At 69.5% G+C, this 12647-nt stretch carries 12 protein-coding genes; 8 read left to right on the forward strand and 4 right to left on the reverse strand.

The window, feature by feature from the left end:
• Positions 1–8 precede the first annotated feature (8 nt).
• Entirely contained in the window at positions 9–932 is a 924-nt protein-coding gene (locus AC07O8_RS08865) for a M48 family metallopeptidase (RefSeq protein ID WP_495047674.1), read from the forward strand.
• A 417-nt stretch (positions 933–1349) separates the two neighbouring features.
• On the opposite strand, the gene AC07O8_RS08870 is transcribed toward AC07O8_RS08865, so the two are convergent.
• On the reverse strand, positions 1350–2417 hold the full coding sequence (locus tag AC07O8_RS08870; RefSeq protein WP_495047675.1) for an MBL fold metallo-hydrolase: 1068 nt from the start codon (positions 2415–2417) through the stop codon (positions 1350–1352).
• Between the two features lie 45 nt (positions 2418–2462).
• Here AC07O8_RS08870 and AC07O8_RS08875 point away from each other — a divergent pair, with 45 nt between their 5' ends.
• The 4 genes from AC07O8_RS08875 to AC07O8_RS08890 all read left to right on the forward strand — a co-directional run bounded on the left by AC07O8_RS08875 (position 2463) and on the right by AC07O8_RS08890 (position 5906).
• The gene (locus AC07O8_RS08875; protein ID WP_495047676.1) at positions 2463–2924 is read left to right on the forward strand and encodes a MerR family transcriptional regulator; all 462 of its coding nucleotides are present in this window, start codon (positions 2463–2465) and stop codon (positions 2922–2924) included.
• 135 nt (positions 2925–3059) lie between these two features.
• Positions 3060–3449, forward strand: a complete 390-nt coding sequence (locus AC07O8_RS08880; RefSeq protein WP_495047677.1) for an S-adenosylmethionine decarboxylase family protein — start codon at positions 3060–3062, stop codon at positions 3447–3449.
• Between the two features lie 170 nt (positions 3450–3619).
• Positions 3620–4786 (forward strand): YjgN family protein, encoded by a 1167-nt coding sequence (locus AC07O8_RS08885; protein ID WP_495047678.1) that lies wholly within the window; start codon positions 3620–3622, stop codon positions 4784–4786.
• Positions 4787–4802: 16 nt separating this feature from the next.
• Complete coding sequence (locus AC07O8_RS08890; protein ID WP_495047679.1) at positions 4803–5906, forward strand: M48 family metallopeptidase; 1104 nt, start codon at positions 4803–4805, stop codon at positions 5904–5906.
• 145 nt (positions 5907–6051) lie between these two features.
• Here the strand turns inward: AC07O8_RS08890 and AC07O8_RS08895 are convergent, their stop codons facing one another.
• Together AC07O8_RS08895 and AC07O8_RS08900 are read right to left on the reverse strand one after the other, a co-directional pair.
• Positions 6052–9267: a S9 family peptidase gene (locus tag AC07O8_RS08895; RefSeq protein WP_495047680.1), complete on the reverse strand. Its 3216-nt coding sequence runs from the start codon at positions 9265–9267 to the stop codon at positions 6052–6054.
• Positions 9264–9956 carry an alpha/beta hydrolase gene (locus AC07O8_RS08900; protein ID WP_495047681.1) on the reverse strand — a complete coding sequence of 231 codons (693 nt, stop codon included), beginning with the start codon at positions 9954–9956 and terminating at the stop codon, positions 9264–9266. Before AC07O8_RS08900 ends, AC07O8_RS08895 begins: the two co-directional genes overlap by 4 nt.
• Before the next feature lie 184 nt (positions 9957–10140).
• On the opposite strand from AC07O8_RS08900, the gene AC07O8_RS08905 reads away from it, so the two are divergent.
• The 3 genes from AC07O8_RS08905 to AC07O8_RS08915 all read left to right on the forward strand — a co-directional run bounded on the left by AC07O8_RS08905 (position 10141) and on the right by AC07O8_RS08915 (position 11905).
• Positions 10141–10500 (forward strand): PspC domain-containing protein, encoded by a 360-nt coding sequence (locus tag AC07O8_RS08905; RefSeq protein ID WP_495047682.1) that lies wholly within the window; start codon positions 10141–10143, stop codon positions 10498–10500.
• 113 nt (positions 10501–10613) lie between these two features.
• Positions 10614–11291, forward strand: a complete 678-nt coding sequence (locus AC07O8_RS08910; RefSeq protein WP_495047683.1) for a helix-turn-helix domain-containing protein — start codon at positions 10614–10616, stop codon at positions 11289–11291.
• On the forward strand, positions 11288–11905 hold the full coding sequence (locus tag AC07O8_RS08915; RefSeq protein ID WP_495047684.1) for a VapC50 family PIN domain-containing toxin: 618 nt from the start codon (positions 11288–11290) through the stop codon (positions 11903–11905). The genes AC07O8_RS08910 and AC07O8_RS08915 overlap by 4 nt, the downstream gene beginning before the upstream one ends.
• 36 nt (positions 11906–11941) lie before the next feature.
• On the opposite strand, the gene AC07O8_RS08920 is transcribed toward AC07O8_RS08915, so the two are convergent.
• Complete coding sequence (locus tag AC07O8_RS08920; protein ID WP_495047685.1) at positions 11942–12592, reverse strand: class I SAM-dependent methyltransferase; 651 nt, start codon at positions 12590–12592, stop codon at positions 11942–11944.
• Positions 12593–12647 lie beyond the last annotated feature (55 nt).

Consider the following 12647-nt stretch of genomic DNA (forward strand, 5'->3'; position numbering starts at 1 on the left):
CGCAGTCCATGCTGCCTTCCAAGCTGCGGGGACTGGGCGCACTGCTGAACAGCTTCACGCAGTTGTCGCTGTTCGACACCGAGCCCCAGCCTCAGCCTGTTCACCCGACGACGTCTCCGCTGCCCCCGCCGGAGCCGCTGGCGCCGACGCCGCGGTCCCGCGGCGATGCCGGCGCCTCCACGCGTCAGGTCTTGCTCCAGGGGCAGTCCATCCCGTTCGAGCTCAAGCGCGCGCGACGCCGCAGCATCGGCTTCACCGTGAGCGAGGACGGCCTGCGCGTGTCCGCGCCCAAGTGGGTGCCGCTGGGCGACATCGACAAGGCGCTGCAGCAGAAGGGCGAGTGGATCCTGCGCAAGCTCGTCGAGCAGCGCGAACGCGCGCGGCGCACCCAGGCGGCGCGAGTCCATTGGGGCGACGGCTGCAGCCTGCCTTACCTGGGTGAACCGCTGATCGTCGTGCTCGATCCGTCGCAGACGGGCGCGCGGCTCGACGAGGGACAGACCGACCCGCAGCCGACGCTGGCCACGGTGCCGCGTCGCATGCTCTACCTCGGTCTGCCGCAGGACGCGACCCCCGACCAGATCCGCGACACGGTGCAGGCCTGGTTGCAGCGTCAGGCGCGACAGCGCTTCGAGCAGCGCTGCCGGCACTTCGCGGGGCCGCTCGGCGTCACGATGACGGGGCTGCGACTGTCCTCCGCGCAGACGCGCTGGGGCAGCGCCAGCGCCGACGGCATGATCCGGCTCAACTGGCGCCTGATCCACTTCTCGCCGGCGCTGATCGACTACGTCGTCGCGCATGAACTCGCGCATCTCAAGGAGATGAACCACAGCCCGCGGTTCTGGGCGGTGGTGCGCTCGGTCTTCCCCGAGTACGAGCTGGCGCGCGATCGCCTCAAGCAGGCCGTGTTGCCGTTGATGGACGAGGCGTAAGAAGCTTCCGTACTGCCACCGCCGCTGGCCCTCACCCCAACCCTCTCCCGCAAGCGGGAGAGGGGGCAAGCGAGAGAGGTGGCGGGAGAGGGCGGTGGGAAAAGGACGTGGTACCCGACGTTTCAGCGGGTTCCCCCTTCAGGGGGGCTTGTAGCCTGTTTGAGTGTCGAGACACACTGAGGCTTGCTGTCATCACTCGCATCTGAGTCAGAACTTCCTCCCGCGTTCCGCTCCCGGCGGCGCTTTGGGTTCCCCAGCCAACAGGCTGGTCCGGACAACCCGCGCTCAGAGCCGACAAGCTGATGCACAAAAAGGCGCAGCGCCGCCGTCCCGTGATCGGGGCGGCGGCGACTGTCTTTCTGGGGATCGCTTTTCTTCGGTGCCGACGCCCTCAGGCGTTCGGCCTCGGCCTCGGCCTCAAGCCGAGAAGCGATGGATGCCGTCCTCGTCCAGCGTGCGCCGCAACTGCCCGCCCAGCCACAGGAGGTTCAGGTGAGCGATCGCCTCGCCCATCGCGAACGTCGTCTGGTGCAGGTCCAGCGGCCGGCGGAACATCATCGGCAGCAGCTCCGCCGCATGGCAGGGCTTGGCGGTGCAGGCTTCCAGCACTTCCGCCAGCCGCTCGCGGTGGTGCTCTTCCAGCTGATCGATGCGCGCATGCAGACCGCGGAAAGGCTTGCCGTGCGCGGGCAGCACCAGGGTGTCGGCCGGCAGCGCGGTCAGTCGAGCGATCGAGTCCAGGTAGAGCTGCAACGGATCCGCTTCCGGCTCCACGTCGAGCACCGAGATGTTGGTCGAGATCCGCGGCAGCATCATGTCGCCGGAGATCATCACGCCCCTCCCTTCCGCTTGCGTCTGGCTGAACAGGCTGATGTGTTCGGGCGCATGCCCGTAGCCCACGACGCACCGCCAGTCGTGATCGCCGATGCGCACCGTCATGCCGTCCATCAGCCGGCGGAACGCCGACGGGATCGCCGGCACCATGCTCGGGTAGTAGCTCGCGCGGCCGCGGATCTTGTCCAGCGCGGCGGGATCGCTCAGCCCATGGCTGCCGAAGAAGGCCGCCGCCGCTTCGCCGCCCATGCCGACCGTCGACGAGGACGCCACCCGCGCCAGTTGGTAGTCGGTGGCGCTGATCCACAGCCGGCACTGCCAACGTTCGGTCAGCCAGTGGCCCAGCCCGAGGTGGTCGGGATGGAAGTGCGTGACGATCACGCGCAGCACCGGCAGGCCGTCCAGGCGCTCGGCGAAGACGCGTTCCCAGTTCGCCTTCGTGGTGTCGTTGTGGATCCCGCAGTCGACGATCGTCCAGCCGTCGCGCCCGTCCAGCGTGTCGCGCAGCAGCCAGAGGTTGATGTGGTCCAGCGCGAAAGGCAGGCCCATCCGCACCCAGCGCACGCCGGGCAGCAGGTCCAGCGCTTCGCCGGGGCCTGGCAGCGTGTCGCCCAGGGGGTAGGAGAGTTCCGATTCGCGAGGATTGGCCATGGCTTTAGACTTACGTTTACGTCAACGTCATTTGCCAGTGTAGCCATGAGCCCCTCTTCCCGCCCGACCCCGGCCGACGACCTGTCCGAGGACGCGCTGCCCGAGGCGGGCGACAACGCGGGCCCGTTGTTCACGATCACCGAGCTGGCGGCCGAGTTCGACATCACCCCGCGCGCGATCCGTTTCTACGAGGACATGGGCCTGCTGACGCCGGCCCGCGCCGGCCGCAACCGTGTCTACACGCAGCGCGACCGCACGCGCCTGAAGCTGACCTTGCGCGGCAAGCGGCTGGGCCTGTCGCTGCAGGAGATCAAGCAACTGGTGGACATGTACGACAGCCAGTCGGACACCGTGCCGCAGGCGCGCGCTTTCCTTGGCGTCCTCGAACAGCACCGCCGCCAATTGCAGCAGCAATTGAACGACATCGAGATCACGCTCGAGGAAATCACGCAGCACGAGGAGCGTTGCCACGCGCTGCTCTCCGAGGCAGGGCACCCGGCCGACTGAATCGGTCCCCAACCGCAGAAGGACGCCAGTGGTTGGGGACGGTGATGCGTGGGGTTTCCGCGCTTGCCGCGGGGGCCCCATGCATCGGCGGCCAACGCCTCGACCTCCGCAGGACTGCCTCTACACTGCCCGCCAATGAACGGCTTGCACCTCACCGCCGACCTGGCCGGCTGCGCCAATGACGCCCTGATGACGGACGGGTCAGGTCTTGCGCTGGCGATCCGCGCGGCCGCGGAGGCCGCCGGCCTGTCCGTCGTCGGCGAACACTGGCACCGCTTCCCCGACGCGCCAGGCGGCCAGCCGGGCGGCATCACCGGCATGCTGCTGCTGGCCGAATCGCATGTCGCGCTGCACACCTGGCCGGAGATCGCCTCGGTGACCCTGGACGTCTACGTCTGCAACTACGAGGGCGACAACTCCGCCAAGGCGCGTGCGCTGATGGCGGCGCTGGTGGCGCTCTTCGTGCCGGCCGACGCCCGGCAGCACGCGCTCATCCGAGGGCGGCTCGGCGCCGAGGCGCTTTAGTAGACTCTCGCGCGGGCCAGGAGGGCCTGGGAGTCGAGGGATTGATCGCGAGCAACACCGAGCTGACGTTGGTGCCTGAGGGGCCGACGTCTGCGAAGCCTGTGGCTGCGCCTGTGCGCGGCTCGGCGTCGGTGCGTCCGGCGACTGCCGCGGCGTCTGCTGGATCCCCTGTGGGATCGACCGCCGGGTCCCCGGCAGCCTCCTCCGCCCGACACGCGCCCGCGACCAGGCGCCATGCGCAGCGGCTCGAGTTCACCGGCACCGGAGGCGACTACTTCCGCGTCTGGATCGTCAACATGCTGCTGACACTGGCGACGCTGGGCGTCTACTCCGCCTGGGCGAAGCGCCGCCAGGCGCGCTGGTTTGCGCGGCACACGCTGCTGGCCGGCGAGCCTTTCGATTTCCACGGCGACCCGCGGCGCATCCTCGTCGGCCGTGCGCTGGCGCTGGTCTTGCTGGTGGCCTGCCTTCACGCGTTCGACGGGTCCGCGGCGGCGGGCTTCGCCACGCTGGCGGTGCTCTACGCGGCCGGTCCGATGCTGTTCGCGAGCGCCCGGCGCTTCCAGCTCGGCCACACCAGCTGGCGCGGTCTGCGCTTCGGTTTCCAGGCCAACGCCGTCTCGGTCTACGCGTCCTGCCTGCCGGTCCTGGTGGCGTGGACGCTGGGATCGGTCATCGCCGGCATGGCGCTGGGCGGCCTCGTGGACGGACTGGCCGGACTCGCCCTCGTGCTGCTGCTGCCCCTCGCGCATGGCCGGCTCAAGCGCTTCCAGCACCGCCATGCCCGCTACGGCGAGCTCGCCTTCGATTTCCAGCTGTCCGTGGACGCGTTCTACAAGTGCTACCTCCGGCTGGCCGTCGCGCTGATGGTCGCCGGCGCGGTGGCCGGCCTGCTCGGCGCGGGACTGTCGATGGGCCTCAAGCTGGCGCTGGGCGCGGAGACGCCGTGGCTCGCGACGGTTATCCCGCTGCTGGCGGCCGGCGTGGTCTGGACCTTCGCCTGGCCGGTCTACGCGGCGGAGTTGCAGCAGCTGACCTGGAAGCACACGCGCCTGGGCGGCGGCATCGAGTTCTCGTATGGCGTCTCCGTGTTCGCGCTCTTCAAGACCGTGCTTGCCCACGGCGCGCTGACGGTGTTGACCGTGGGCCTGTACTGGCCCTTCCTCGCCGTGCGCATCGCCCGGCTGCGCATCGAGGGCATGACCGTGCTGTCCGACGCGCCGATCGACAAGATCGTCGTCCTGGCTCCGCAACGTCGAGGGCCCGGACCCGGCCGCGCGGCGGTCGGCGGCGGCGGCGGCGGCGGCGACGCGTTCGCCCTGGACATCGGCTGGTGAGCGCGCAGGACCCGCCATGAGATCGCAGATCCACACCGCCACGGCCCGATGGTTCGACGGCGTCGAGAACCGGCCCCAGGACGTGCGCGTGCGCCTGAGCCGCAACCACATCGAGTTCATGCCCTGGCCGCCGCGCGGGCAGTCCGCCTCGTCGATGCTGCCGTCGGAGGCCGAGCTGGCCGCTTCGCGGCCGTCGATGCCCGGCCTGCGCCGCTACGCCCGCAAGGCGCTGCAGGTCGGCGAAAGCTGGCGCGGCAGCCCCACGCCGGTCGGGCTGCCGGACGGCGGCACGGTCTGGATCCCGGCGGACAGCGCGATGGGGCGGGAGCTCGGTGGCCAGTCGCTGATGGCGCAGATCGCCGGCAGCTGGAGCCTGGCCCTGTGCGCGCTCGTGGCGTTGGTGGCGCTGGTCGTGTGGTTCGACCGCCAGGGCGTGGGCCTGCTGGCGCGTGCCGCCTTGCCGCTGATTCCGAAGCAGCTCGACGACGCGGTCGGCCGACGGGTCGAGGCGCAGCTCGCGGCCACCTGGTTGAAACCGTCGCAGTTGCCGCTGGCGCGCCAGCACGCGATACGCGCGCGTTTCACCGACATCGCCGGGCGGGTGTTCCCGGGCGCGGCGCTGGACGTCCGCTTCGCGCGCCAGGGCGACCGCCCCGGCCTCGGCGCGATGGCCTTGCCCCATGGGACGATCTTCCTCTTCGACGGCCTCGCGCAGGCGCTGAGCGACGACGAACTGATCGCCGTGCTCGGCCACGAAGCCGGCCACCTGAAGCACCGTCATGCGATGCGCCACCTGGTGCAGGGCGCCGGGCTGCTGTCGGCAGCGGGCGTCGCGATGGGCGACTTCCCGTCGGTCGCGGCGGGCCTGCTGGCCACCGCGCAGACGCTGCGCTACTCGCGCGATGCGGAGCGCGAATCCGACGCCGAGGCGCAGCGCCTGATCCTGCGCGAGCACCTGCCCAACGAGACGCTGGTCGGCGCGTGGCTCAAGGTGCTGGAGCAGATGCGCCGGGACGGCCGCGTGGACAGCGGCACCGCGTGGCGCTCGACACACCCGCCCATCGGCGAGCGCATCGAGAGCGCCCGGCGCGCGGCGCAGAACGCGGAACCGCTGCCCTGAGGCGTGCCGGGAGACCGCCCACCTGCCACCGTCAGGGCGCGGGCCCTCCCAGGGCATGGGGCCTCGCGTCCGCGAACCCCAAGCCCTGTGCGCGCCCCAGTGACAGTCGTTCTTGCGACCGCTTGGGGCTCGTGGTCGGCGACGGCTACTTGGCGCTCGTGGTGGTTGACGATTCCTGGCCCTTGGCCACGGCAGTCTCCGCCGGCGGCGTCGCCGGCTTGAACTGGCCCATCACGTCGCGCTTGCCGCGTTCCAGGTAGGGCACGGGCTGGTCCATCCACGCGGGGCGCGGGCTGCCAAGCAGGTAGTGATCGAAGAACTCGGCCATGTGCACGGTGTAGTGCTTCATGTTGTCGCGCTCGCGCAGGCCGTGCTTCTCGCCGTTGTAGTTGAACCAGTACGCTTCCTTGCCCAGGCGACGCAGGGCGGTGAAGAACTCGATGCCCTGGTACCAGGGCACCGCGTCGTCCTCGTCGTTGTGGATGGTCAGGTAGGGCGTGGTCACCTTGTCGACGCGGAAGATCGGCGAGTTCTCCAGGTACAGGTCCGGACGCTCCCAGGGCGTGGCACCGATGCGGCTCTGGCCGTGCTCGTACTGGAAGGCGCGGCTGATGCCCGCGCCCCAGCGGATGCCGCCGTAGCCGCTGACCATGTTGGCCATCGACGCGCCGGCCTCGGCCGCACGGAACTGGTTGGTGTGCGTGATCAGGTAGTTGATCTGGTACGCGCCCCAGCTGTGACCCTGGATGCCGACGCGCTTCGGATCCACATAGCCCTTGGCGATCTGCTGGCGGATCGCCGGCAGCACCGTGTTCATCGCGCTCTTGCCGGGCTGGCCGGTCGTGTAGACGATGTCCGGACGCAGCACCAGGTAGCCGTTGCTGACGTAACGCGTCACGTTGATGTTCTGCGACGGCGCCGGCGGGATGTAGCGGTACCGGTTGTCGGTCATCTTCTCGTAGATGTAGACCATCATCGGGTACTGCTTCTTCGGGTCGAAGTTGGCCGGCTTGGCCAGCAGCGCGCGCAGCTTCCTGCCGTCCGCGGCGGTGTACTCGACCAGCTCCTGCGTGCCCCATTCATAGCGCGACTGCTGCGGGTTGGCCGCGCTGATCTGCTGCGGCTGCTGGAAGGCCAGCGTGGTCGTCCACAGGTCCGGGAACTGGGTGAAACTCTGCTGCGTGAAGGCGATGCGGTCCGCGTCCTTGGCCTTGATCAGGCCGCCGATCATGCGGTCGTCCTGGATCAGGGTCTTGGGCGCACCGCCGGTCGCATCGACACGGTAGTAGCCGCTGGCACGCGTGATGTCGTGCGTGCCGGCCAGCGTCAGCGCGTCGGCGGGCAGGGGCTTCTTGTCGGCGTCCTCGGGATCGAGCGGCACGACGCGCAGCTGCAACTGCTGCTTGCGGCCCCAGCCCTGCGTGAGGTTGCGGGATTGGCCGGTGGCGGGCTGCACCGCCCAGAGGTCGAACTTGTCGTAGACAACGACGCTGTCGTCGTCCGCGGTCCAGCCGGCGCTGCCGTAGGGCGAGGGCAGGTCGGGGACGTCGCGGTCGTCGTTGTCGAAGCGCGACTTGATCTTGCCGGTCAGGTCGATGGCGGCGGCGGTGTCGGTGCGCCAGGCCATCCAGCGCGCGGCGGGCGCGTCGAAGCCCAGCACGTAGCGGCCGGCGGGCGACAGCGTCGGTGCGTGACGCAGCTTGCGCGCCAGCGGCCTGGCCGCGCCGGTGTTGAGATCGACGGCGTAGGCGTCCATGTAGGCCCCTTCCCACGACATCAACTGGCGGTACGGCAGCTCGCTCAGGCCGAGCGCGACGGCGGCGTTCTCGTTGACCTGGATCGTGGGCAGCTCCTTCGTCGCGAGCTGCACGAAGCGCGCCGCGTCGACGTCGTTGCCCAAGTGAACGACCGCGCGGTAGCTGCGCGCGCGTTCGCGCTCGGCCTTGGCCTTCTGCGCGGACTGCAGCTCCGGATCCTTCCAGTGCCAGAGATCGACCTTCATCGGTTCGGGCGTGTCCTTGGGCTCGGGCGCGGGGAGCTCGGCGGTGCCGAGGAACAGGCGCTGGCCGTCCTTGCTGAAGGCGAGCGCGGCGTGCTCGCTCGGCGTCCAGCCGGTGGGCATGCCGGCGGTTGCCGCGCTCACCAGCACCGTAGCGCGTTCCTGGCCGGCCTTCCACAGGAAGAGCTTGAACGGGGTCGGGTCGGGCTTGTCGGTCTTCTCGTCCTTCTTCTCTTCCTTCCTTGCCTTCTCGGCGGCCTTGGTCTCCGCCACATGGTCGCGGTTGCTGACGAAGGCCAGACGGCGGCCGGCTTCGTCGAAGCGGAGCTGCTTGTAGCTGCCCGCCCCCGAGATCACCGCGCGCGCCTGCGTCGGCGCGGTCGGGTCGATGAGGTAGACGCCTTCGCGGGTGGTCTCGTCGGTGGCAGGCTTTGCCTCGGCGTCGGACGCGCCCGACGCCGGAGGCACCGGCACCGCCGGCGCGCCCGGCTTGGCCGCCTCCTTCTTCGCCGGCTCCTTGACGGAGACGACGTAGGCCAGCAAGGTGCCGGCGTTGTTCCAGGCGAAGTCCGAAGCGTCCTTGAAGGTGTTGCGCTGTGCCGTCTCGGCGTCGATCAGCAGCAGGTCGTTGCCGGGTGTTTTCTTGGCGGAGGGTCCGCCGCCCTCGGCCGGTGCTTCCTGGTCGAGGAGATCGCTGAAATCGCGGGATTCGCCGGAATCGCGGGAATCGCCGTCGATATCGGCCTTCGCCGCCGAGGCCTTGGTGTCCTTGGGACCGTCCTTGGACGCGTCCTTCTTGGCGGGGGCTTCCAGCAACAGCGCCAGATGCTGGCCGCCGTCCTTGCCCCAGCCGAAGCGCTTCACGCGGTCGATGGACTCGACCTTGCCGGTCGACAGGTCCATCCACGCCGCGCCGGCCTTGGGCGCGTCGTCGCCCTTCTTCTTGTCCTTCTTGGCCTTGTCGAGCTCGACCCGCGTCGGCTGCACGGCGAAGGCGACGAAGCGGCCGTCGGCGCTGAACTGCGGCGAGGTGCCGCGCGGCGCGCGGTACTCGCGGCCGTCGGCGACGTGGCGCACGACGAGCTCGCCATCGGCCTCCTGCGCGACGAGCGCGTAGGCGATCCATTGCCCGTCGCGGCTCAACTGCGTGTGCTGGATGCTGCGCCAGGTGGCGTAGACGTCGTGCGTGATCGGCAGCTTGGCGGCGGCGGGCTGACCGACGGCGGCCGCCGCGGCGGCGACCGGCGTGGCGGCCTGCGGCGGCGTGGCCGCGGACAGCGGCGACAGGGGCGCAAACGGCAGCAGGGCCAGCGGCAGAAGGGCGAGCGACGCGGGGAGCGAGGACAGGAAGGACCGGCTCATCGTGCACCTCCCGCGGCGGTCAGCGTCTTCACGAGCCAGGCCTGCAGGGCCTGGATCTCGTCCATGCTGACCTCGTGGGCCATCGGGTATTCATGCCACTCGACGTCGTGACCGAGCCGGCGCAGCTCCGCCAGCGACGCGTGGGCGCGCGCCGGCACGACGACGCCGTCGCGGCTGCCGTGCGCCAGGAAGATGGGCGTGTCCGCATTGGCGGCATGCCGTTCGGCCTCGGTCGTGCCCAGCACGGGCAGGTAGCCGGACAGGCCCACCAGTCCCGCCAGACGCTTCGGATACCGCAGCCCGGTCATCAGCGTCATCGCGCAGCCTTGCGAGAAGCCCATCAGCACCACGCGCTCCGGCGGGATGCCGAACTCGCTCTCCTCGCGGGCGATCAGGTCCTCGATCAGGCGCTGCGACACGCGCAGGCCGTCGGCGTCCTCGCGCTGGCTGAGATCGCCGTGGCGGATGTCGTACCAGGCGCGCATGCGCATGCCGCCGTTGATGGTGACGGGGATCTGCGGGGCGCTCGGCAGCACGACGCGCAGGCCGCCCAGCGCGAGCACGGGCGCCAGATCCAGCGCCTGGACCACGGGGACGAAGTCGTTGCCGTCGGCGCCCAGGCCGTGCAGCACCAGCAGGCTGAAGCGGGGCGCCTCGGGGGTCTGCAGTTCGATGGTTTCGAGGTTCATGGACGGGAATGCTAGTCCGCCGCGCGCCGCCGGTCCTGGGTGGAAACGCCCTGTCGCGCCTCATCCGCTCCGCATCGCGCCCAGATGCAGCCGGTCGCACGCGCATCGCACCGGGCGGGGCGGATGCGTAGTCTTCACTCCATCGCATCTTCCGATGCAAGACGTTCCGGGAAAGGAGCCCACCATGTCCGACAGCGAAGAACTCAACCGCCTGGCCGATCTGCATCAACGCGGCATCCTCAGCGACGAGGAGTTCGCGAAGGCCAAGGAGCGCGTGCTGAACGCGAGTGCGCGGTCGTCGAGCTCGACCTCCTATGCCTACGCCACGCCGCACGGCGGCGGCGCGCCGGTGGTGAACGCCATCAACACCTTCCGCCGCAGCCGCGACGACCGCTGGATCGGCGGCGTGTGCGGCGGGCTCGCCCGGCTGAGCGGGCTGGCGGCCTGGTTCTGGCGGATCGTGTTCGTGGCGCTGACGACCTGCGCAGGGGGTGGGGTGCTGCTCTACCTGCTGCTGTGGATCTTCGTGCCGCTGGAGGATTGAGGGGAACGACGGCAGTCGGCGGCGACTGCCCTTCTCGATGCACTTTTCTGTATTTTCGATTTTTGCACTTTTGTTATGATGGGCGCTCACTGGCATTCCGACGGAGACCACTGATGCCTCGCGCTCATCATCCTGCTGCCAAGGCCGCCGCTGCCGCGAAGTACGTGCCCCTCCTGGCAGACCCGCTGAACCCCATCGCCGAGCAGGTGGGGAAGGCGGTGGCGGCAGAAGTGAAGAGCTTCGTGTGTCCGCCGCCGAAGGGAAGCAGGAATGCCTCCACGGGTGCTTCCGGGCCCAAGTCGGTCGACCTGGAGGCCTACATCACGGTGCTTGTCGCCAAGGCGCTGGACCGGTCGCTCAGCGCCCGGACCGCGGAAGGCAAGGCGCTCCGGATGGCGCTGATTGCCAAGCTGGCAAACGCCGAGGCCGGCGAAGTCGCGGTCTGGGGGACGAAACCGGCGGCGACAGACGGGCTGCTCACGACGGCGCAAGCGGCCGCGAAGCTCGATGTCAGTCGACCGCACGTTTCAATGCTTTGCGACCAGGGCAGGCTGGGCGAGGTCGTCATGACCGAAGGAGGTCATCGCCGTATTCGGGCCTCGGCCGTGCAGGCCTACCTGGAAGTCCGGACCCGACAGCTCGACGGGGCCAGGTCCCCTCGTGAGGCCGGTGTGGAGGCTGGCCTGTACGACGTCCCGGAAGGACACTTCACGAACGTCGTCCGCGAAAGCGCAAGCGCTGCCAAGCCAGCGAAGGTCACCGCCAAAGCCGATCGCAAGACGCGTCCGTGAACCGCAGCGACACGCTCGTCGTCCTGGATACCTGCGTGCTGCTCAGGCTTCGGCTGAGCGACGTCCTCATGGACATGCGCGCGGAGCGTCTGTTTTCGGCTCACTGGACCGAAAGCATCGACGACGAATTTCTGCGCAACATGGTGAAGGTCTACGGCCTTGATCGGGCAAAGGCTGAGGGGCGCCTTCGCGCCATGAAGGCCCGCTGTCCGGAGTGGGAGGTGTTCATGTCGAGCGCCGACTTTGATGCCGTGCCGGAGCAGGTCGACGTGAAGGACCGGCATGTTGCTGCGGCGGCTCTGGCGCTTCGGCAGGCGGTTGACCGGGACACCGAGGAAGATGAGGGCCGAGAGTACGACGTCATCCTGCTCACGGACAACGTCAAGGATTTCGCCGTGACGCAGATGAAGCGTCTAGGCGTCCGGGTGGTGCGTCCTGGGCAGTTCCTGGATGAAGCTTTCGACACACATCCGGAGGCGATGTCTCGGGCTGTCTTGCAAGCCGCCAAGGAACTCAAGCAGCCGCCCTACACGTTGGCGGAGCTGCTCCATGTGCTGCGTGAGGCGGGGGCGAGGCGTTTGGTTGCCGGGATGAGCAAGACGCGTTCGAGGTGAAGCCCGCCACCAAGGAAGCGCAGCGCATGTGACCCGCTAGACCGAGCCGGTCAACAAGTACGCGGAGGCGAGCCAGCGGCGCTCGACCTCCGCGTTTTTCATGCGCGCTTCGAGCAGGCGCCACGGGCGCTCGAGACCGTCCATGCGCACGATCGAGTGCATCGCCGCACCCAGCACGAACAGGTTGCTCATCGGCATCCACGGTGGCGCCCAGACGAGCCCCGCCGCCACGATGCGCGCCCCAGGCTTCAGCGCCGCGAGGGCGCGTCGGATCCCCTCTTCGCTCTGCAGCACGTCGTGCGTGAAGAAGAAGACCGCCGCGTCCGCCCGGCGCTTGCCGAGCACGGACGCGTAATCCGCGTCTTCCGCCGTGGCGCCCAGGAAGTCGATCGGCGCCGTGAGGCGGTCGGTCCGCGCGCGCTGCCTGGCCTGGCGCATCATCGTCTCGCAAGGCTCGACGGCGACGATCCGGCCAGTGCGTCCGACAGCGGCGCTGAGGCCGGGCAGGCTCAGTCCGGTGCCCGCGCCGACGTCGAGCACGGTCTGCCCGGGCTGCAGGTCGAGCCACGCGATCGCCTCGCGCCGCAGCGGCGCCACGGGCATCAACTCGTAGTCGTAGACCGGCGCACGGCGCGCATAGAGCGCGTTCAAGGCCTGCAGGCCCGATGGAGGGTCTGGCGTGTTCATGGACTCCCTTGTGCTGGCGGTCCAGCTTCGCGGCGTGCGACCCGGGGTGTCAAGC

The organism is Roseateles sp. GW821-FHT09G09, from assembly GCF_059415965.1.